The sequence below is a fragment of the Streptomyces carpinensis genome (assembly GCF_002154505.1).
GTDB lineage: Bacteria > Actinomycetota > Actinomycetes > Streptomycetales > Streptomycetaceae > Streptomyces > Streptomyces carpinensis.
Map to the genome: position 1 here is coordinate 1 of NZ_MUBM01000324.1, position 21,597 is coordinate 21,597.

18 protein-coding genes are annotated in these 21,597 nt (G+C 71.5%); 13 read left to right on the forward strand and 5 right to left on the reverse strand.

Translation table 11 applies throughout. The features are described from left to right. The first annotated feature begins 171 nt into the window (after positions 1-171). The 4 genes from pcaDC (at position 172) to BZY54_RS36180 (ending at position 3,540) form a co-directional block, all read left to right on the forward strand. Positions 172-1,476, forward strand: a complete 1,305-nt coding sequence (pcaDC, locus tag BZY54_RS36165) for a bifunctional 3-oxoadipate enol-lactonase/4-carboxymuconolactone decarboxylase PcaDC (protein ID WP_086729546.1) — start codon at positions 172-174, stop codon at positions 1,474-1,476. 81 nt (positions 1,477-1,557) lie between these two features. Further along, on the forward strand, positions 1,558-2,193 hold the full coding sequence (locus tag BZY54_RS36170) for an MBL fold metallo-hydrolase (RefSeq protein WP_086729547.1): 636 nt from the start codon (positions 1,558-1,560) through the stop codon (positions 2,191-2,193). A 61-nt stretch (positions 2,194-2,254) separates the two neighbouring features. After that, complete coding sequence (locus tag BZY54_RS36175; protein WP_086729548.1) at positions 2,255-3,034, forward strand: exodeoxyribonuclease III; 780 nt, start codon at positions 2,255-2,257, stop codon at positions 3,032-3,034. A 59-nt stretch (positions 3,035-3,093) separates the two neighbouring features. Then, entirely contained in the window at positions 3,094-3,540 is a 447-nt protein-coding gene (locus tag BZY54_RS36180) for a DUF6278 family protein (RefSeq protein ID WP_167414134.1), read from the forward strand. Positions 3,541-3,780: 240 nt separating this feature from the next. Here the strand turns inward: BZY54_RS36180 and BZY54_RS36185 are convergent, their stop codons facing one another. After that, positions 3,781-4,542 (reverse strand): hypothetical protein, encoded by a 762-nt coding sequence (locus BZY54_RS36185; protein ID WP_086729549.1) that lies wholly within the window; start codon positions 4,540-4,542, stop codon positions 3,781-3,783. Positions 4,543-4,660: 118 nt separating this feature from the next. On the opposite strand from BZY54_RS36185, the gene ggt reads away from it, so the two are divergent. Then, positions 4,661-6,475, forward strand: a complete 1,815-nt coding sequence (gene ggt, locus BZY54_RS36190; RefSeq protein WP_086729550.1) for a gamma-glutamyltransferase — start codon at positions 4,661-4,663, stop codon at positions 6,473-6,475. A 67-nt stretch (positions 6,476-6,542) separates the two neighbouring features. Here ggt and BZY54_RS36195 read toward each other — a convergent pair whose 3' ends face one another. After that, a complete protein-coding gene (locus tag BZY54_RS36195; RefSeq protein ID WP_086729551.1) occupies positions 6,543-9,089 on the reverse strand; it encodes an ATP-dependent Clp protease ATP-binding subunit in 2,547 nt (848 codons plus the stop codon). 215 nt (positions 9,090-9,304) lie between these two features. Then, positions 9,305-10,072: a type I methionyl aminopeptidase gene (gene map, locus BZY54_RS36200; RefSeq protein WP_086729552.1), complete on the reverse strand. Its 768-nt coding sequence runs from the start codon at positions 10,070-10,072 to the stop codon at positions 9,305-9,307. A 52-nt stretch (positions 10,073-10,124) separates the two neighbouring features. On the opposite strand from map, the gene BZY54_RS36205 reads away from it, so the two are divergent. The 8 genes from BZY54_RS36205 (at position 10,125) to BZY54_RS36245 (ending at position 19,618) form a co-directional block, all read left to right on the forward strand. Further along, entirely contained in the window at positions 10,125-10,376 is a 252-nt protein-coding gene (locus BZY54_RS36205; RefSeq protein WP_086729553.1) for a helix-turn-helix domain-containing protein, read from the forward strand. Between the two features lie 340 nt (positions 10,377-10,716). Next, on the forward strand, positions 10,717-11,559 hold the full coding sequence (locus BZY54_RS36215) for a nitrilase-related carbon-nitrogen hydrolase (RefSeq protein WP_086729555.1): 843 nt from the start codon (positions 10,717-10,719) through the stop codon (positions 11,557-11,559). After that, positions 11,556-12,839, forward strand: coding sequence for an aspartate aminotransferase family protein (locus tag BZY54_RS36220; RefSeq protein ID WP_086729556.1), 1,284 nt, complete (start codon positions 11,556-11,558; stop codon positions 12,837-12,839). The genes BZY54_RS36215 and BZY54_RS36220 overlap by 4 nt, the downstream gene beginning before the upstream one ends. A 93-nt stretch (positions 12,840-12,932) precedes the next feature. Beyond that, positions 12,933-14,576, forward strand: a complete 1,644-nt coding sequence (locus tag BZY54_RS36225) for a PucR family transcriptional regulator (protein WP_086729557.1) — start codon at positions 12,933-12,935, stop codon at positions 14,574-14,576. A 171-nt stretch (positions 14,577-14,747) separates the two neighbouring features. Beyond that, positions 14,748-15,590, forward strand: a complete 843-nt coding sequence (locus tag BZY54_RS36230; protein WP_086729558.1) for a nitrilase-related carbon-nitrogen hydrolase — start codon at positions 14,748-14,750, stop codon at positions 15,588-15,590. A 31-nt stretch (positions 15,591-15,621) separates the two neighbouring features. After that, a complete protein-coding gene (hydA, locus tag BZY54_RS36235; protein ID WP_086729559.1) occupies positions 15,622-17,025 on the forward strand; it encodes a dihydropyrimidinase in 1,404 nt (467 codons plus the stop codon). 11 nt (positions 17,026-17,036) lie between these two features. Further along, complete coding sequence (locus tag BZY54_RS36240) at positions 17,037-18,059, forward strand: TIGR03842 family LLM class F420-dependent oxidoreductase (RefSeq protein ID WP_086729560.1); 1,023 nt, start codon at positions 17,037-17,039, stop codon at positions 18,057-18,059. 26 nt (positions 18,060-18,085) lie between these two features. Beyond that, complete coding sequence (locus BZY54_RS36245; protein ID WP_086729561.1) at positions 18,086-19,618, forward strand: NCS1 family nucleobase:cation symporter-1; 1,533 nt, start codon at positions 18,086-18,088, stop codon at positions 19,616-19,618. A 22-nt stretch (positions 19,619-19,640) separates the two neighbouring features. On the opposite strand, the gene BZY54_RS36250 is transcribed toward BZY54_RS36245, so the two are convergent. After that, positions 19,641-20,339, reverse strand: coding sequence for a hypothetical protein (locus tag BZY54_RS36250; protein ID WP_086729562.1), 699 nt, complete (start codon positions 20,337-20,339; stop codon positions 19,641-19,643). 121 nt (positions 20,340-20,460) lie between these two features. Beyond that, complete coding sequence (lplAB, locus tag BZY54_RS36255) at positions 20,461-21,525, reverse strand: lipoate-protein ligase LplAB (RefSeq protein WP_086729563.1); 1,065 nt, start codon at positions 21,523-21,525, stop codon at positions 20,461-20,463. Positions 21,526-21,597 lie beyond the last annotated feature (72 nt).

Here is a 21,597-nt window from a genome sequence, read left to right on the forward strand (position 1 = left end):
CGCCTGCCGCCTGCCGCCTGCGCCACGGCCAGGGACGGCCAGGGACGGTGACCGGCCACCGCCAGGAACAGTGAAGATCCTGTAAGGGCTCCCGGGCGATCCTAGGGAGTGGGGTGTGGAGAGTGGGGGCCCAGGGACAGACGCCTCCGGACCGGCGGTTAGCGTGGAGCGGTGAGTGAGACGACGACCCCTGCCCTCCAGTACCGCTTCGACGGCCCGGAAGACGCCCCGGTCCTCATCCTCGGCCCCTCACTCGGGACGACATGGCACATGTGGGACCGCCAGGTCCCGGAGCTGACGAAGCAGTGGCGTGTCTTCCGGTACGACCTGCCGGGCCACGGCGGCGCACCCGCGCACCCGGCGGGCTCGGTCGCCGACCTGACCGCCCGGCTGCTCGCCACCCTCGACGCGCTGGGTGTGCAGCGCTTCGGCTACGCGGGCTGCGCGCTCGGCGGTGCCGTCGGCGTCGAGCTGGCCCTGCGCCACCCCGAACGCCTCGCCTCCCTCGCGCTGATCGCCGCCTCGCCCCGGTTCGGCACCGCCGACGAGTTCCGGCAGCGCGGAGTGATCGTCCGCACCAACGGGCTCGACCCCATCGCCCGTACGTCACCGGACCGATGGTTCACCCAGGGGTTCGCCGCCGCCCAGCCCGCGATCACCGAGTGGGCCGTGCAGATGGTGCGCACCACCGACCCCGGCTGCTACATCGCCGCCTGCGAGGCGCTGGCCGCCTTCGACGTCCGCGCCGAACTCGGCCGCGTCGGCGCGCCCACGCTCGTCCTGGTCGGCTCCGAGGACCAGGTCACCGGCCCCGCCGAGGCCCGCACCCTGGTCGCCGGCATCCGCGACGCCCGCCTCGCCGTCGTACCCGGCGCCTCCCACCTGGTCCCGGTGGAGCAGCCCGCCGCCGTCACCGATCTGCTGGTCCGGCACTTCTCCACCGCCTGGCAGCCCGGCTTCGAGCCCGGTACCGGGCAGATGGCGATCGTCGCGGTGCCGCCCAAGCCGGTCCTGGCCGCGCCCGTGCAGGCGCCCCGCTCCGCGCCGATCGCCGAGATCGCCCCGGCGGCCGTGCCGGCCCGGCCCACCGGCCGGCCGGACGCCTACGACGTCGGTCTCAAGATCCGCCGCGAGGTGCTGGGCGATGCGCACGTCGACCGGGAGCTGGCCGGGGCCGACGACTTCTCCGGCGACTTCCAGGAGTTCCTCACCCGCTGCGCCTGGGGCGAGATCTGGGACCGCCCGGGTCTGGACCGGCGCACCCGCAGCTGCGTCGCCCTCACCGCCCTGGTCGTCGGCGGCCACCTGGACGAGCTCGCCGCCCACACCCGGGCCGCCCTGCGCAACGGACTCACCCCGGACGAGATCAAGGAGGTCCTGCTCCAGACGGCGGTCCACTGCGGCATGTCCGCCGCGGGCAGCGCCTTCCGGGTGGCCCAGCAGGTCATACGCGAGGAGACGACCCCCGCGGAGTGAGAGCCGTGATCGTCAACCGGGCACCACGGGCACCAGCCTGATGGTGCTCCCGCGGCGGTCCCGCGCGGCAGGATGGGACGCATGAAGCTCACGAAGAAGTCCCACGCCTGCGTCCGCCTCGAGAAGGACGGGCGCACGCTCGTCATCGACCCCGGCACCTTCAGCGAGGAGGACGCCGCGGTCGGCGCGGAGGCCATCCTGGTCACGCACGAGCATCTCGACCACTTCGACGAGGACCGGCTGCGGGCCGGCATGGAGGCCAACCCGGCCGCCGAGATCTGGACCCTGAAGTCGGTCGCGGAGAAGATCTCGGCGGCGTTCCCGGGCCGGGTCCACACGGTCGGGCACGGCGACACCTTCACCGCCGCGGGCTTCGACGTGCAGGTCCACGGCGAGCTGCACGCGGTGATCCACCCGGACATCCCGCGCATCACCAACGTCGGCTACCTGATCGACGGCGGCAAGGTCTTCCACCCCGGTGACGCGCTCACCGTGCCCGACCAGCCGGTCGAGACGCTGATGCTGCCGGTCATGGCGCCCTGGAACAAGATCGCCGAAGTGATCGAGTACGTCCGCGAGGTCAAGCCGCAGCGCGCCTACGACATCCACGACGCGCTCCTGACCGACCTGGCCCGCCCCATCTACGACAACCAGATCGGCGCGCTGGGCGGCGCGGAACACCTCAGGCTGACGCCGGGGGCCTCCGCCGAGGTCTGACCGCCGCGGTCACCGGGCCGGGCGGGACGCGTTGTCAGTCCCGCCCGGTAGGTTGTGAGGCATGCGCATCGCGACCTGGAACGTCAACTCGATCACCGCCCGCCTGCCGAGGCTGCTGGCCTGGCTGGAGACCAGCCGCACCGACGTGCTCTGCATCCAGGAGGCCAAGATCGCCGAGGACCAGTTCCCGTTCGACCGGCTGCGCGACCTCGGCTACGAGGCGGCGGTGCACGCCACCGGCAGGTGGAACGGCGTGGCGGTGCTCTCCCGCGTGGGCCTGGAGGACGTGGTGAAGGGCCTGCCCGGCGACCCCGGCTACGAGGGCGTCCAGGAGCCCCGCGCCATCTCCGCGACCTGCGGCCCGGTCCGCGTCTGGTCGGTCTACGTGCCGAACGGCCGTGAGGTGGAGCACCCCCACTACGTCTACAAGCTGCAGTGGTTCGAGGCGCTGAGGGCGGCCGTCGCGGGCGACGCGGGCGGCAGCCGCCCGTTCGCCGTCCTCGGCGACTACAACGTGGCGCCGACCGATGACGACGTCTACGACCCGGCCGTCTTCGAGGGCGCCACCCACGTCACCCCCGCCGAGCGTGCCGCCCTCACCGCCCTGCGCGAGACCGGCCTGTCGGACGTGGTCCCGCGGCCCCTGAAGTACGACCACCCGTTCACCTACTGGGACTACCGCCAGCTCTGCTTCCCCAAGAACCGCGGCATGCGCATCGACCTGGTGTACGCCAACGAGCCCTTCGCCAAGGCGGTCACCGACGCCTACGTGGACCGTGAGGAGCGCAAGGGCAAGGGGGCCTCGGACCATGCTCCCGTCGTGGTCGACCTGGACGTGTAGACACGACACCGGCGTCCGCCCTGTGGTGTGTGTCACGGTACCGGTGTCACGCTGGAGCCATGAACATCCCGTTTGTGGGCAACTGGCGCAAGAAGCAGGCGTCGACCCTGGGTGTCGCGGTGCTCGCGGCCGACGACGGCTCACCGGACCTCGAGGGTGTCGCCGATCTCCTGTCCACCTGTGAGCTGCTGCGCGCGCAGGCGTCCGAGGCGGACGTCCGGCTCGACGAGTCGGCGGCCTCGCTGGAGGCGCTCGACCAGCTCCTGCCGCGCTGGCGGGACGACGCGGAGAAGGCATCGTGGCTGGGCAACGACGCGGGACTGTATCTGGGCACGGTCATCGTGCGCACCGTCCCCGGCGCGGCCTGGGAGATCCGCCCACGCCGCAGGCCCGTCGTGCGGCTCGCCTCCGGGCGGGAGTTCGACGTCGTCGAGGCCGGACACGCGTGGGCCGAGAGCGGTGTGCCCGAACTCTCCCAGCTGTACGCCGAGGTCGCGGAGACCTGAGGGCTCCGGCGCCGGGCCCCGCGCGGACTCGTGGTGCGCGTCCCGCGTGACGTCCTCCGGTGCGAATCGGGGCAACGCCCGGACGCGGCGCCCCGAACCTCGACTACGATGTGCCGTTCACGGCCGTTCGTAGGGGGACAGCGGTTCACAGAGCCATACCCGGCCGGCGGCAGCCGGAGATCACTGCTCGCGCGGCGGGACGGACCGCCACGACGTGCCCGCCCGCCGGCGAGCAGAAGGTCAGCTGCGCGCCGGACGGGTAGTGCTCGGTGCCGAACCGGCCTCCGGCGCCGGCAGCGGGGTCTGGGCCGCCCGGGTCACGTCCCCCTCCAGTTCCACCACGTCCGGGCCGTACGCCTGGGAGTTGACCACCTTCAGCAGCAGTACGAACGAACCGTTTCCGTACTTGCGGGCCAGCCGCTCGTGGTTGCGGGCGAGATAGCGGGTCGCGGCCTGGTTGGTGATCGCACGCTGGCCGCAGAAGAGGAACACCGGCCGGGACTGGCCCGCGGTGATCCGGGCCAGCAGGACGTATTCCGTGACGCCGGCGTCCAGGCGGTAGCGCTCGCCGCCGATCTGGAAGGCGCCCCGGTCCGGGCCAGGTTCGCTGTCGACGTCGACCCGTACGCCGGGCAGCATGACCGACATGTGCGCGAGCATCCGCCGGTTCGACCCCGGTCCGCCCACGCAGAACTCGGTCCGTTCGCCGAAGCCCTGCTGTGCCGCGTCCTGGGTGACGACCTGGGCGTTCGCGCCGCAGTCCTTGATCAGCGCGGACAGTTCCAGGAGGGCGAAGACGTCGTAGCGGTGCACGGCCAGGTCCGGGCTGCCGGCGTCCCGGTTCACCACGAGCAGCGACTCGGAGTTCTCGGGCAGCCCGAAGAACGCCTGCTTGCGCCGCAGCTTGCGCTTCCAGAGGTAGGTGCGGGTCAGCCAGCCGAACGCGGCACTGACGCCGGCCGCGATCACGCCCAGGACGATGTTGCGCACGTCGTCATTCATGGGCGCGCATGGTAGCGGGCGAACGCAAACCCGTGTTCGAAACCGGTTTCCGCGCTCCACCTGACGTGACCATGGTGATGGAATAGGCTGCCTGAACGGCCCTTTCCTGGAGGTGCGGATGCGTCGCCCTGTGGCACGGAAACTGGCGGTCCTCGCGGTCTCGGCCGCCGTGGTCTCGGTGGGGGCCGCAGCGCCACCGACCGCGCACCCGGGCGACACCAAGCCCAAACCGGCCGCGAAGGTACCCGTGGCCGTCGGCTACGGCGGCGCCGTAGCAAGCGTGGACCAGGACGCCTCCGCGGCAGGCATAGAGGTGTTGCGCAAGGGTGGCAACGCCGTCGACGCGGCCGTCGCCACCGCGGCGGCCCTCGGTGTCACCGAGCCGTACTCCGCCGGCGTCGGCGGGGGCGGCTACTTCGTCTACTACGACGCCCGTACCCGCACCGTCCACACCATCGACGGCCGCGAGACCGCGCCGCTGAGCGCCGACTCCGATCTCTTCGTCGAGAACGGCAAGCCGCTCGCCTTCAACGACGCCGTCAGCAGCGGCCTGAGCGTGGGAACGCCGGGCACGCCCGCCACCTGGCAGACGGCGCTGGACGAGTGGGGCACCAGGCGGCTCGGTACGGTCCTGAAGCCCGCCGAGCGGCTCGCCCGCGACGGCTTCACCGTCGACGACACCTTCCGTTCGCAGACGGCCTCGAACGAGACCCGCTTCCGCTACTTCCCGGACACCGCGAAGCTGTTCCTGCCGGACGGCCGGCTCCCGGTCGTCGGCTCCACCTTCAAGAACCCCGAACTCGCCCGCACGTACGAAGAACTGGGCCGCAAGGGCGTCGGCGCGATCTACCGCGGGGACATCGGTGACGACATCGTCAAGACCGTCAACCACCCGCCGGTGGACCCGGCCTCCGGCTGGAACGCGCGCCCGGGCGGCCTGTCCGACAAGGACCTCGCGGTCTACCAGGCCAAACTCCAGGCGCCCACCAGAGTCTCGTACCGCGGCCTCAACGTGTACTCCATAGCGCCCTCCTCCTCCGGGGGCACCACCGTCGGCGAGGCGCTCAACATCCTGGAGAAGACGGACCTCGGCAAGGCGAGCGAGGTCCAGTACCTGCACCACTTCATCGAGGCGAGCCGCATCGCCTTCGCGGACCGCGGACGCTGGGTCGGCGACCCCGCCTTCGAGGACGTGCCCACGAAGGGACTCCTCTCCCAGCGGTTCGCCGACTCCCGCGCCTGCCTCATCAAGGACGACGCGGTCCTCACGAGCCCGCTCGCGCCCGGCGACCCGAGCCACCCCGCGGCCTGCTCCACCGGGGGCACCGCGGCACCGACGACGTACGAGGGCGAGAACACCACGCATCTGACGGTCGCCGACCGGTGGGGCAACGTCGTCTCCTACACGCTCACCATCGAGCAGACCGGCGGCAGCGGCATCACCGTCCCCGGCCGGGGCTTCCTGCTCAACAACGAGCTGACGGACTTCTCCTTCGCCCCGGCCAACCCGGCCGTGCACGACCCGAACCTGCCCGGCCCGGGCAAGCGGCCGCGCTCCTCGATCTCGCCGACGATCGTGCTGGACGCCCACAACCGGCCGGTGGTGGCGCTCGGTTCGCCGGGCGGCGCGACCATCATCACCACCGTGCTGCAGACCCTGACCGGGTTCCTCGACCGGCACCTGCCGCTGGTCGACGCGATCGCCGCCCCCCGCGCCAGCCAGCGCAACGCGGCCCAGACGGAACTCGAACCCGGCCTCTACGACAGCGGGTTGAGGAAGCAGTTGGAGGCCATCGGCCACTCCTTCAAACTCAACCCGGAGATCGGCGCGGCCACCGGCGTGCAGCGCCTGCCGAACGGCGAGTGGCTGGCCGCGGCGGAGAAGGTACGGCGCGGCGGCGGCTCGGCGATGGTGGTGCACCCGGCACCGTAGAACGACCCGGGCATCGGGGTGCCGGGGCACATGCCCGGAAGCCGGCCCCGATGCCCGGAAGCTCTCCTTACTCGGTGGGAGCGACCGTTGGCTCCCGGTCCTGGGTGCGGAACACCAGGCGGCCGTCCTCCACGTCCACCGTGACCCGGCTGCCCTCGCGGACCCGGCCGTCCAGCAGGAGACGGGAGAGCTGGTTGTCGACCTCGCGCTGGATGGTGCGGCGCAGCGGGCGGGCGCCGTACTCCGGCTGGTAGCCGCGCTGCGCCAGCCAGTCCACGGCCGCGTCGGTGAACTCGGCTGTGACGCCCTGTGCGTGCATCAGGCGGCGGGTCTTCTCCAGCAGCAGGTCGGTGATCTGCCGCAACTGCTCGGCGGTGAGCTGCCTGAAGACCACGATCTCGTCGATGCGGTTGAGGAACTCGGGCCGGAAGTGGTCCCGCAGCGGGCGCAGGATCTGCTCGCGCCGCGCCTCCTCGTCGGCGTCGGCGCCGCCCGCTCCGAACCCGATGCCCGCGCCGCGCCGGGTGATGGCCTCGGAGCCGAGGTTGCTGGTCATCACGATGACGGTGTTGGTGAAGTCCACCGTGCGGCCCTGGGAGTCGGTGAGCCGTCCGTCGTCGAGCACCTGGAGCAGGATGTTGAAGACGTCCGGATGGGCCTTCTCGACCTCGTCGAGCAGAAGCAGCGAGTACGGGTGCCGGCGCACCACCTCGGTGAGCTGACCGGCCTCCTCGTGGCCGACGTAGCCGGGCGGGGCGCCCACCAGGCGGCTGACGGTGTGCCGTTCCTGGTACTCGCTCATGTCGAGGCGGACCATCCGGTCCTCGCTGCCGAACAGCGCTTCGGCCAGCGCCCGGGCCAGTTCCGTCTTGCCGACGCCGGTGGGGCCGAGGAACATGAAGCTGCCGATCGGCCGGTCCGGGCTCGCCAGCCCGGCACGGGAGCGCAGCACCGCCTCCGAGACCACGCCGACGGCCTCTTCCTGGCCGACCACCCGCCGGTGCAGGTGCTCCTCCAGGCCGAGCAGCCGCTCCTTCTCCTCCTGGGTGAGGCTGCTGACCGGGATGCCGGTCTGCCGGGACACCACCTCGGCGATGGACTCGGCGGTGACCTCCAGCTGTCCCTCGTCGGCCTCCTCCTCCCCGCCGGTCTCGGAGATCCGCCGCTTCAGCTCGGAGATTCGGTCGCGCAACTGCGTGGCCTGCTCGTAGCTCTCGTCCGCGACCGCCTGGTCCTTGTCCAGGGTGAGCTGCTCGACCTCGCGCTCCATGGCCCGTACGTCCGTGCCCTTGGTCCGCGCCCGCAGCCGTACCCGGGCGCCCGCCTGGTCGATCAGGTCGATGGCCTTGTCCGGCAGCCGCCGGTCGGTCAGATAGCGGTCCGACAGCTCCACGGCGGCCACCAGCGCCTCGTCGGTGTAGCGGACCTGGTGGTGCGCCTCGTAGCGGTCGCGCAGCCCGCGCAGGATCTCGATGGCGTCCGCCACGGACGGCTCGGGCACCAGGATCGGCTGGAACCGCCGGGCCAGCGCCGCGTCCTTCTCGATCCGCCGGTACTCCTCCAGCGTGGTCGCGCCCACGATGTGCAGCTCGCCGCGGGCCAGGGCGGGCTTGAGGATGTTGCTCGCGTCCATCGAACCGCCCTCGCCGCCCCCGCCGGCACCGACCACGGTGTGCAGCTCGTCGATGAAGACGATCAGCCGCTCGGAGTTGGTCCGGATCTCGGTGACGATGTTGTTCAGCCGCTCCTCGAAGTCGCCCCGGTAGCGGGTGCCGGCGACCACGCCCGTCAGGTCCAGGGCCACCACACGGCGGTTGATCAGGATGTCGGGCACGTCCCCGTCGGCGATCCGCTGGGCCAGGCCCTCGACGATGGCGGTCTTGCCGACGCCCGCGTCGCCGATCAGCACGGGGTTGTTCTTGCCGCGCCGGGAGAGTACCTCGATGGTCTGCTCGATCTCCTGGTCCCGGCCGATCACCGGATCGATGCGTCCCTGCCGGGCCAGGTCGGTGAGGTCGCGCCCGTACTTGTCCAGGGTGGGCGTCGCCGTGGTCCGCTGCCGCTCGGCCCTCGGCTGCGCGGTGGTCTCCGGTGCCTCGGCGGGCAGGCCGGAAGCGGCGAAGCGGGCCTGGTTCAGGATGTGCCCGGCCGCGGAGTCGGGGTTGGCGGCGAGCGCGCTGAGCACGTGCTCCGGGCCGATGTACCCGGCGCCGCTGGCCCGCGCCATGTCGTGCGCGTCCAGCAGGGCGCGCTTGACGGCCGGGGTGAGGGAGAGGGAGGTCGGCGCGGGCGCCTCGCCCGGCGGGTTGTGGACGGGGCCCGACCGTTCGTCGATCTGCGAGGCGATCGAGTCCGGGTCCGCGCCGGCCCGGCTGAGCAGGCTGCGGGTGGGCTCGGTGGAGAGCGCCGCCCGCAGCAGGTGCTCGGTGTCCAGGTCCCGGCTGCCGTGGTCGGCGGCGTACTGCGCCGCGCCCTTGACGAGCTCCCGGGCGGGCTGGCTGAGCAGTCTGCCGATGTCGACGTGCCGGGGGCCGGGGCGTGGTCCGCCGCCGAAGAAGCGGGCGAAGAATTCGCCGAAGGGGTCGCCCTCCGGACCGATGAAGCCGCTGGTCATCGTTTTCCGTTCCTTCGCTGACGACTTGCTCCCGCCGGGTAACCGGGATGGGTGGGGCTCATGCCACGATTGCATGTTCCGTTTCTTCGGGCATGTCGAGCGCCTGTGAGCCCGGGACCTGGGTCTGTCGCGCGGGCGCGGTGTCGTCGTGGTCGCCCGCGCCCACGCGGTGGAGCCGCATGTCGGTGCGGCCCTGCGCCCCTGGGCGGGCGGCTCTAGCGTTGCGTGAGAACGCGCGGTCCCGAGTCCGTGATCGCCACCGTGTGCTCCACGTGGGCCGCCCGGGAGCCGTCGTCCGTGCGGAGGGTCCAGCCGTCCGGGGCCGCGTGGTAGCCGTCCGTGCCGCCGGCGATCAGCATGGGTTCGATCGCGAGGACCATGCCGTGGCGCAGGGGGAGTCCCCGGCCCGGGCGGCCCTCGTTCGGCACGGCGGGGTCCTCGTGCATGTGGCGGCCCACACCGTGGCCGCCGAAGCCGTCCGGGACGCCGTAGCCCGCCGCGCGGCACACCGAGCCGATGGCGTGGGCGATGTCGCCGATGCGGTTGCCGACGACGGCGGCCTCGATGCCCGCCGCGAGCGCCCGCTCGGCGGTCTCGACCAGCCTCAGGTCCGCGCGGCGCGGTCGGCCCACCACGAAGCTGATCGCCGAGTCGCCGACCCAGCCGCCCAGCTCGGCGCCGAAGTCGAGGGAGACCAGGTCGCCGTCGCGCAGCCGGTAGCGGGTGGGGATGCCGTGCACGATCGCGTCGTTGACCGAGGCGCAGAGCACCGCGGGGAAGGGCGTCGGGGCGAAGGTGGGCCGGTAACCGAGGAACGGGGAGGTCGCGCCCGCCTCGCGCAGCACGTCGTGCGCCAGCTCGTCCAGCTCCAGGAGGGAGACCCCCACGTCCGCCGCCTGCTGCGCGGCGGTCAGTGCCCGCGCCACGACCTGACCGGCCTCGTACATGGCATCGATCGATGTGTCCGTCTTCAGTTCCACCATGCCAATTACTATACCGGTATTTGAATCACGGTCATCGCCGTAGAATGACGGCATGGTGCGCACCCCACTCACTCCCGAAGAGCGCGAACGCGGTGAGCGGCTCGGGCGGCTGCTGCGCGAGGCGCGCGGCGACCGCAGCATGATGGAGATCGCCGCGAGCGCGGGCATCTCCGCGGAGACCCTGCGCAAGATCGAGACCGGCCGGGCCCCGACCCCGGCGTTCTTCACGGTGGCCGCGCTGGCCCGCGCCCTCGGCCTGTCGATGGACGAGATGGTCGGGCGCTGCACACCGGCCGAGGTGTGAGGCGGGGCGGCACGCATCCGGCGGCCGGCCGGCGCTCACCCACAGGAGTGTGAAACACGATCGACTCCGCGGGTTCACGACGATGGTCTTGGCAAGGCCGTCCCGGAGGCTTACGTTCGTGCCTCTAGGCTCGTTCTACGGGCGTAGAGGCTGGGAGCCCGTGTCACATCCCCGGCCGGGTGCGCGACGCCTGGCACGCACGCTCGCCGCATTGCCGAAACGCCCACGTGGCTCCGCCACGAGGGTGCTGCGGCGCCTTGCGATCGCACGCACCAGACGCCGCGCGCTGATCCGGCCGGGGATGTGACACAGGCTCTGACGTACGTCGAAGGAGCAGCTCATGGCCAACGTCGTCCGTGCGGCCCTGGTACAGGCCACCTGGACCGGTGACACCGAGTCCATGGTCGCCAAGCACGAGCAGCACGCCCGTGAGGCGGCCCGCCAGGGTGCGAAGATCATCGGGTTCCAGGAAGTCTTCAACTCGCCGTACTTCTGCCAGGTCCAGGAGCCCGAGCACTACCGCTGGGCCGAGCCGGTCCCGGACGGTCCGACGGTGCGCCGGATGCGGGACCTGGCCCGCGAGACCGGCATGGTGATCGTCGTGCCGGTCTTCGAGGTCGAACAGTCCGGCTTCTACTACAACACCGCCGCCGTGATCGACGCCGACGGCAGCTACCTCGGCAAGTACCGCAAGCACCACATCCCGCAGGTCAAGGGCTTCTGGGAGAAGTACTACTTCAAACCCGGCAACCTCGGCTGGCCCGTCTTCGACACCGCCGTCGGCAGGGTCGGCGTGTACATCTGCTACGACCGGCACTTCCCGGAGGGCTGGCGCCAGCTCGGCCTCAACGGCGCCCAGCTGGTCTACAACCCCTCCGCCACCCACCGCGGCCTGTCCTCCTACCTGTGGCAGCTGGAGCAGCCGGCGGCGGCCGTCGCCAACGAGTACTTCGTCGCCGCGATCAACCGCGTCGGCCGGGAGGAGTACGGCGACAACGACTTCTACGGGACGAGCTACTTCGTCGACCCGCGCGGTCAGTTCGTCGGGGACGTCGCCGGCGACTCCAAGGAGGAGCTGGTGGTCCGCGACCTCGACTTCGACCTCATCGAAGCGGTGCGGCAGCAGTGGGCCTTCTACCGCGACCGCCGCCCCGACGCCTACGAAGGGCTGGTTAAGCCGTGAACGACCTGTACGACCGTCACCGGGCCGTCCTGCCCGACTGGCTCGCCCTCTACTACGAGGACCCGCTGGAGATCACCCACGGCGAGGGCCGGCACGTGTGGGACGCCGAGGGCCGGCGCTACCTCGACTTCTTCGGCGGGATCCTGACCACGATGACCGCCCACGCGCTGCCCGAGGTCACCAAGGCGGTGAGCGAGCAGGCCGGCCGGATCATCCACTCGTCCACGCTCTACCTCAACCGGCCCATGGTGGAACTGGCCGAGCGCATCGCCCAGCTGAGCGGCATCCCGGACGCCCGGGTCTTCTTCACCACCTCCGGCACCGAGGCCAACGACACCGCGCTGCTGCTGGCGACGACGTACCGGCGCAGCAACACGATCCTGGCCATGCGCAACAGCTACCACGGCCGTTCCTTCAGCGCGGTCGGCATCACCGGCAACCGCGGCTGGTCCCCGACCTCCCTGTCCCCGCTGCAGACGCTGTACGTCCACGGCGGCGTCCGCACCCGCGGCCCGTTCGCCCACCTGGACGACCCCGCCTTCGTCGCGGCCTGCGTCGAGGACCTGAAGGACCTCCTCGGCCACACCCGCCCGCCCGCGGCGCTGATCGCCGAACCCGTCCAGGGCGTCGGCGGCTTCACCTCGCCCCCCGACGGGCTGTACGCCGCCTTCCGGGAGGTACTGCGCGAGCAGGGCATCCTGTGGATCGCCGACGAGGTGCAGACCGGCTGGGGCCGCACCGGGGATCACTTCTGGGGCTGGCAGGCGCACGGGCAGAGCGGTCCGCCGGACATGCTCACCTTCGCCAAGGGCATCGGCAACGGCATGTCCATCGGCGGTGTCGTCGCCCGCGCCGACATCATGAACTGCCTGGACGCCAACAGCATCTCCACCTTCGGCGGCACCCAGATCACCATGGCCGCGGGCCTCGCCAACCTCAACTACCTGGTGGAACACGATCTGCAGGGCAACGCCCGGCGGGTCGGCGGCATGCTCATCGAGCGGCTGCGGGCCGTCGCCGCCGGGCTGCCCGGCGTACGGGAGGTGCGCGGACGCGGGCTGATGATCGGCGTAGAGCTGGCCAAGCCGGGCACGGACGAGGCCGATCCGCAGGCGGCCGCCGCCGTGCTGGAGGCGGCCCGCGAGGGCGGGCTGCTCATCGGCAAGGGCGGCGGCCACAACACCAGCGCCCTGCGCATCGCCCCGCCGCTGTCCCTGACGGTCGCGGAGGCCGAGGAGGGCGCCGCGATCCTGGAACGCGCGCTGCGCGCCGCCTACTGAGGAGTGCGGACCGCCACGCGGCGGCAACCGCACATCCGGCACCGCGGCGCCCCGGAGACGAACAGAGCCCGGAACAAAGAGGGGAACGTCGCCATGACCACCGCCTCGGGCCGACCCCTGACCCCCCGAAGGTCCCCTGAACCGACCACCTGGAGCGCCGCGGAGCCGGCCGCCCGGAGCTCCCCGGAACCGGCCCTGTCGGTCCGTCAGGTGCTCGCCCTGGAGCGGGTGCTCGCCGGGGAGCCCGAGGTCGTGGCCGGCGCGGGCCAGCTCGACCGGCTCGTGCGCTGGGTGCACGTCGCCGAGGCGGCGGACGTCGGCGTGATGCTCAACGGCGGCGAGATGGTGCTCACCACCGGGGTGCTGCTCGCCGGCGACGAGGAGAAGCAGGCCGAGTACATCCGGTCCCTGCACCGCGCGGAGGCCGCGGCCGTCGTGCTCGGCCTGGGGCGGGCGTTCCCCAGACCGCCGGACGTGATGCGGCGGGCCGCCGAGCGGTGCGGGCTGCCCCTCGTGGTCCTGCACCGCCCGTTCCCGTTCACCGAACTGACCGAGGAGGTCCAGTCCCGGCTGGTGCGGCGGAAGTTCGCCTCCGTCAGCCTGTCGGAGTCCGTACGCACCGCCCTCACCGCGCTGATCACCGCTGGCGCCCCGCTGCAGGCGCTGCTGGACGAGATCGCCCAGCACAGCGCCTGCCCCGTCGTCGTCACCAATCTCGCCCACCGCGTCCTCGCCACGGCGGGGGAGCGGTCGGCGGTGGACGACGTGCTGCGCGACTGGGAACGCATCGCCCGGCAGGCCGGCGGCAGCGAGGGCGACGGCTGGATCCGCGCCGAACTCGGCGGGCGCGGGGAGCGGTGGGGCCGGATCGTGCTGTGCGGGTACCGCGGGGACGCCGCCACCGGGCGGCTGCTCGCCGACCGCGCCGCCGAGGCCCTCGTGCTGCACCGGATGCTCGGCGGCAACGCGGGCTGCTCCTGGGAGGAGCAGTCGGCGCAGGGACTGCTGACCGACCTCCTCAGCGGGGTCGTACCGGCCCGGCAGCTGCTGCCCCGGGCGCGGGCCGCCGGACTGCCCGTCAACCGGCGCACCTTCGTGCCCCTCGTGGTCCAGGGCGGCGAGCCCGCCGGGCTCGACCGGCTGCTGAGGCTGCTGGGGCTGCGCGGGCTCGTCGCCGAGATCGGCGGGCAGCCCGACGGCGGCACCGCCGTTCTGCTCAGCCTCGCCCGCGACCAGGACGCCGACGCCCTCACCGAGCACTTCGCGGCCCGGCTGCGCACCGAGTCACACCGCGCCCGCACGGTCGTCGCCGCCGCCGACGCCCGCACCGTCTGGGACGACGTGCCCGCCGGACTGCGCGAGGCCCGGCACGTCGCCGACGCCGTGGCCGACTCCGCCCCCGCCCTCGACCTCCCGGCCGTCGTCCGGCTGAAGGACGTGCACCTGCGCGGCCTGATCCGGCTGCTGCGGGACGACCCGCATGTGCAGTCCTTCGCCGAGCGGGAGCTGAACGGGCTGCTGTGCCGGACCGACCGCGAGCTGCTGGCCGTACTGCGCACCTACCTCGCCACCGGACGCAACAAGTCCCGCACCGCCCAGCTCCACCACGTCTCCCGGCCCGCGCTCTACCGCCGCCTGGAGGCCATACAGGGCCGCCTCGGGGTGGACCTCGACGACTTCGAACAGGCCGCCTCGGTGCACATAGCCCTCCTCGCGCACGACGCGCAACAGCAGTGAAACCTGCGATCACCTGGGAAAACGGCGGTGAAACATGGGATGGAGCCGGAGTGACACAGTGGCACGCCCCGCCCCCGCAGACGTGACACGGTGCACCTCAAAGCCGACCCGCCGGCTTCCTACGCTCACCGGACACCGCACATCCCCCACACCGAACGAGCGGAGGTCCCGATGAGCCGTGTGATCCGAGCCGCCCTCTTCCAGACCGCCTGGACCGGCGACAAGGAATCCATGATCCAGGTCCATGAGCAGGCCGCCCGCGACGCCGCCGCGCAGGGCGCCCAGGTCCTGTGCTTCCAGGAGCTGTTCTACGGCCCGTACTTCTGCCAGGTGCAGGACCCGGCGTTCTACGAGTACGCCGAGCAGATCCCCGAGGGCCCGACCGTCCGGCGTTTCCAGGCGCTGGCCAAGGAGCTGGGCATCGTCCTCGTCCTGCCGATGTACGAGGAGGAGCAGCCCGGCGTCCTCTACAACACCGCGGCCGTGATCGACGCCGACGGCTCCTACCTCGGCAAGTACCGCAAGACCCACATCCCGCAGGTCCGCGGCTTCTGGGAGAAGTTCTACTTCCGCCCCGGCAACAGCGGCTGGCCCGTCTTCGACACCAAGGCCGGCCGGATCGGCGTCTACATCTGCTACGACCGGCACTTCCCGGAGGGCTGGCGCGCCCTGGGCCTGGCCGGCGCCGAGATCGTCTTCAACCCCTCGGCCACCTCGCGAGGACTCTCCGGCTACCTGTGGCAGCTGGAGCAGCCGGCGGCGGCCGTGGCCAACGAGTACTTCGTCGGCGCGATCAACCGGGTCGGCGTCGAGGAGCTGGGGGACAACGACTTCTACGGCACCTCGTACTTCGTGGACCCCGAGGCGCAGTTCGTCGGCGAGGTGGCGAGCGACAAGGAGACCGAGCTCGTCGTCCGCGACCTGGACCTGGCCAAGCTGCGCGCGGTCCGCGACCGCTGGCAGTTCTACCGCGACCGCGCGCCGGGCGCGTACACGCCGCTGACCGCCCCGTGACCGCAACCGTCCACCTGGCAGGAGAGGGAGCATGAGCAGCCGTACCGTCATCCGCGGTGGCCTCGTCATCACCGCCGCCGACGAGATCCACGCCGACGTCCTGATCGAGGACGGCCGTATCGCCGCGCTCGCCGCCTCCGGCAGCCCGGCCGCCCAGGCGTTCACCGCCGAACGGACCATCGACGCGACCGGCAAGTACGTGATCCCCGGCGGGGTCGACGGCCACACCCACATGGAGATGCCCTTCGGCGGCACCTACGCGTCCGACACCTTCGAGACCGGCACCCGGGCCGCCGCCTGGGGCGGTACGACCACCATCGTCGACTTCGCCATCCAGAGCGTCGGCGGCTCTCTGCGCGAGGGCCTGGACGCCTGGCACGCCAAGGCCGAGGGCCACTGCTCCATCGACTACGGCTTCCACATGATCGTCTCCGATGTGAACGAGGAGACGCTGAAGGAGATGGACCTGCTGGTGGAGGAGGGAGTCACCTCCTTCAAGCAGTTCATGGCCTACCCGGGGGTCTTCTACAGCGACGACGGCCAGATCCTGCGGGCCATGCAGCGCGCCGCCGAGAACGGCGGGCTGATCATGATGCACGCCGAGAACGGTATCGCCATCGACGTCCTGGTCGAGCAGGCCCTCGCCCGCGGCGAGACCGACCCGCGCTACCACGGCGAGGTCCGCAAGGCCCTGCTGGAGGCCGAGGCCACCCACCGCGCCATCCGGCTGGCCCAGGTCGCGGGCGCCCCCCTGTACGTCGTGCACGTCTCGGCGCGCGAGGCGGTCGCCGAGCTGGCCAGGGCGCGGGACGAGGGACTGCCCGTGTTCGGCGAGACCTGCCCGCAGTACCTGTTCCTGTCCACCGACAACCTCGCCGAGCCCGACTTCGAAGGGGCGAAGTACGTGTGCTCGACGCCCCTGCGCCCCAGGGACCACCAGGCGGCCCTGTGGAGGGGACTGCGGACCAACGACCTCCAGGTGGTCTCCACCGACCACTGCCCCTTCTGCTTCAGCGGCCAGAAGGAGCTCGGCCGGGGCGACTTCTCTAAGATCCCCAACGGCATGCCGGGCGTGGAGAACCGCATGGACCTGCTCCACCAGGCCGTCGTCGACGGGCACATCTCGCGCCGCCGCTGGATCGAGATCGCCTGCGCCACCCCGGCCCGGATGTTCGGCCTGTACCCCACGAAGGGCACCATCGCCCCCGGCGCCGACGCGGACGTCGTGATCTACGACCCGCACGCCGAGCAGGTCATCTCCGCCGAGACCCACCACATGAACGTCGACTACTCGGCCTACGAGGGCCGGCGCGTCACCGGCCGGGTGGAGACCGTGCTCTCCCGCGGCGAGCCCGTGATCACCGAACGGGAGTACACCGGGCGTCCCGGCCACGGCGTCTACACGCCGCGTTCCACCTGCCAGTACCTCAACTAGGAGTGGCGCTGATGGACTTCGGACTCGTCCTGCAGACCGACCCGCCGGCCTCCCGCGTCATCAGCCTGATGCAGCGGGCCGAACGCAACGGCTTCCGCTACGGCTGGACCTTCGACTCCGCCGTGCTCTGGCAGGAACCGTTCGTCATCTACAGCCAGATCCTCGCGAACACCGAGAGGCTGACGGTCGGCCCGATGGTCACCAATCCGGGCACGCGCACCTGGGAGGTGACCGCCTCCACGTTCGCCACCCTCAACGACATGTTCGGCAACCGCACGGTCTGCGGCATCGGCCGCGGTGACTCCGCGATGCGGGTCGCGGGCCGCAAGCCCAACACGCTGGCCCGGATCAGCGAGGCCATGAAGGTCATCCGGGCCCTGGCCCGAGGAGAGGAGGCGGACCTCGGCGGCACGGTGGTGAGGTTCCCCTGGGTCAGGCCGGGCGCCGAACTCCCCGTCTGGATGGCCGCCTACGGCCCCAAGGCGCTGAAGATGACCGGCGAGGAGGCCGACGGGTTCATCCTCCAGCTCTCCGACCTCTATCTGACCGAGTACATGGTCAAGGCGGTCAGGGACGCCGCGGCAGCCGCCGGACGCGACCCGGCGGCGGTGAAGGTCTGCGTCGCCGCCCCCGCGTACGTCACCGCCGACGACTCGCCCGAGGCGCTCGCCCACGCACGCGAGCAGTGCCGGTGGTTCGGCGGCATGGTCGGCAACCACGTCGCCGACCTGGTCGCCCGCTACGGCGAACACTCCGCCGCCGTACCCGACGCACTCACCGACTACATCAAGGCCCGCCAGGGCTACGACTACGCCCACCACGGGCGAAGCGGCAACCCGGACACCCAGTTCGTGCCCGACGAGATCGTCGACCGGTTCTGCGTGATCGGACCGGTCGAGAAGCACATCGAGAAGCTGAACGCGCTGCGCGAGCTGGGCGTCGACCAGTTCGCCGTGTACGACATGCACGACGCGCAGGAAGCCGTGATCGACGCGTACGGCCGAGAGGTCATTCCCGTCGTCAACTCCAGATAACCGGTCGCCATCCGATTGGGCTGCCCATGACCGACACCGCTCCCTGGGGCATATCGCCGTCCGCCCAGGTCACCCTCGCCGACGGGCGCGTGGAGATCGCCCCCGGCACTCCGCCGCCCAGCGGCCCCTACGCCAACGTGGACCTGCTGCCGGTCCCCGTGACGGGGCGCACCTGGACCACGTACAACTTCTCCGCGCTGTGGGTCGGCATGGCCCACAACACGGCCTCCTGGACCCTGGCCTCCGGTCTGATCGCCGTCGGCATGGACTGGAAGCAGGCGGTGTTCACCATCGCCCTGGCCAATCTGATCGTCCTCGTCCCGATGCTGCTCACCGGGCACGCGGGACCCAAGTACGGCATCCCCTTCCCGGTCTTCGCCCGCGCCTCCTTCGGGGTGCGCGGCGCCAACCTGCCCGCCGTGGTAAGGGCGTTGGTGGCCTGCGGCTGGTTCGGCATCCAGACCTGGATCGGCGGCGAGGCGATCTACTTCCTGGCCGGGAAGCTGATCGGTGACAGCTGGTCGAAGGCGGCCGAGTTCGGCGGCCACGCCTGGACGATGTGGCTGTCGTTCGCGATCTTCTGGGTGATCCAGGTGGCCGTGATCTACCGGGGCATGGAGACGATCCGCCGGTTCGAGAACTGGGCGGCGCCGTTCGTGCTCGTCGGCGCCTTCGTGATGCTGGGCTGGATGAGCAGCAAGGCCGGCGGCTTCGGCCCGCTGTTCGACCAGCCGTCGAAACTGGGCTGGGGAGCGGACTTCTGGAAGCTGTTCGCGCCCTCCCTGATGGGCATGATCGGCTTCTGGTCGACGCTGTCGCTGAACATCCCCGACTTCACCCGCTACGGAAAGAGCCAGCAGGCGCAGACCCGGGGCCAGGCGCTCGGCCTGCCCACGACCATGACCCTGTTCGCCTTCCTGTCGGTGCTGGTCACCTCCGGCTCGCAGGCCGTGTACGGCGAACCGGTGTGGGACCCGGTGCAGTTGGCGGCCAAGACGGACAATGTGGTCGGCCTGCTCTACGCCCTGGTGACCGTGCTGGTGGCCACCCTGTCGGTGAACATCGCCGCCAACCTGGTCTCGCCGGCGTTCGACTTCTCCAACATCGCGCCCCGCAAGATCAGTTTCCGCACCGGCGCCCTCGTCACCGCGGTGCTCGCCGTGGTGATCTGCCCGTGGAAGCTCTACTCCGACCCGCAGGGCTACATCTTCACCTGGCTGGGCCTGGTCGGCGGGCTGCTCGGCACGGTCGCGGGCATCCTCGTCGCCGACTACTGGGTGCTGCGCCGCAGCCGGCTCGACCTCGTCGACCTCTACCGCACGGGCGGCCGCTACTGGTACGCGGCCGGCTGGAACTGGCGGGCGGTGGTGGCCTTCGTGGCGGGCGGTGTGCTCGCGATCGGCGGCGCGGACTTCCACCCGTTGATCGACGGCCGCCCGATCCCGGCCCTGAAGCCGCTCGCCGACTACGGCTGGGCGGTGGGCCTCGGCACGTCGATGGTGCTGTACCTGCTGCTCATGTCGGCGGGCTCGCGCACCCGGGAGCGGACCGTCGCCTGACCGGCGGCGGAAGGCGGGGGGGTCAGTTCTTCTGGCCGCCCTCCAGCGCGGCCACCGCGTCCCGGGCGGCCTTGATGGCACCCTTGTTGATCTCGTCCGTACCGGGTGCCTTCTTGGTCTCGAAGTCGCTGCCGTTGTACGTGACGACCACCAGGGCGTTGGAGGCCCGCACCATCACCACGCCTTCGCGGGTCTCCTGCTTGTCCTGAGTGGTGAGGTTGACGACGGAGTACGCGGCGTCACCGAGCCCGGGCACCGCACCGCCGCCGCTCTTCTCGGTGGTGCGCTGCTGGTACGACTTCTGCGCCGCCGCCTGCGACTGCGTGATCTCGAAGGACACGTCGAGCCAGCGGTAGTCGTACCCCTTGAGCGCGTTCCAGGAGCAGGTGCGGCGCACCTTGGTGTCCGTGGAGGGGATCTCCTTGCCCGCCGTCTTCGCACCCGGCACCAGCGAGGTGATCGTTTTCTTGGCGATGGCGGTGCACGGCGCCGGAGCGGAGGCGTACGCCCTGGACACGGCGGTCGACGAAGGCGCCGTGGCCGAGGACGAGGACGATGACGCCTGGGTGTCGGTGGTCTGGGTCTCCTGTCCGGCGGCCCGGTGCCCGTCGGCGGACGACGCCGCGAACGGCCCGGACGTCAGCGCCCAGCCCGCACAGGCCAGTACGACGACCGGGCTCAGCCGCGCGGTGAGCGCGAGCGGCAGGGGAAGATCACGCACGGCGCACTTCTCGTGTGGGGGACGATGCGGGGCCGTCCAGAGTATGGACGGGACGCCAGTGTCACACGAGTCCCTGTGGGGCGAAAGTGCCAACTCGCTGCGTGCACGGGCGGTTACGCGGTCAGGGCACCCGCGCCGTCCACTCCGGTGCGGTGAACTTCGTCCGGGCCAGGTGCTCCGCGCGGGACAGCTCCTCGTCGGTGACCTTGCCCTCCGACAGCCCGTAGCGGCCGTCGAAGGACTCGATCATCCGCTCGATGACGGTCTCGCGCGGGAGGCCGGTCTGCCGGCGCAGCGGGTCCACCCGCTTCCTCGCGCTCCTGGTGCCCTTGTCGGACAGCTTCTCCCGCCCGATCCGCAGCACCTCGAGCATCTTGTCGGCGTCGATGTCGTAGGACATGGTCACGTGGTGCAGCACCGCGCCGGGACCTCCGCCGGGACCCACTATCCGCCTCTGCGCGGCTCCGGCGATCTTGCCCTGGTCGGTGGCGATGTCGTTCAGCGGCTGGTACCAGGCCCGTATCCCCATGTCGCCGAGCGCTGAGAGCACCCAGTCGTCGAGGTAGGCGTAGCTGTCCTGGAAGGACAGTCCCTGCACCAGTGCGTCGGGCACCGACAGCGAGTACGTGATCGTGTTGCCCGGTTCGACGAACATCGCGCCGCCGCCGGAGATCCGGCGCACCACCTCGATGCCGTGCCGGGCGGCGCCCTCGGCGTCCACCTCGTTGCGCAACGACTGGAAGCTGCCGATGATCACCGCGGGGGCGGCCCATTCCCACACGCGCAGCGTGGGAGGCCGCCTGCCCGCGGCGACCTCGGCCGTCAGCACCTCGTCCAGCGCCATGTGCAGCGCGGGGGACTGGGGGCCGTCGTGGATCAGCTGCCAGTCGTAGTCCGTCCAGTCGGTGGCGTGCGCCACCGCGCGGCGCACCGCGATGCCGACGCCCTCGGAGGTCAGCCCGTACATCACCGTGCCCTCGGGCAGCGCGGCGTCGATGCGGACGGCAAGCCCGGCCGCGTCGGTGTCCGCCGGGGCGCCCTCCAGCGCGCCGTTCACGGCGTCCAGGGCCTCGTCCGGCTCCAGGAAGAAGTCGCCCGCCACCCGCGCGTGGCGCAGCACTCCGTCGTCGATCTCCACGTCCACGACGACGAGCTTGCCGCCGGGCACCTTGTACTCACCGTGCACTGCCTGGGCCTCCGTTCCTGCCGCAGCAGATCAACGCGGGGGGTGGCCGGGGTGTTCCCGTCCAGCGGGAAC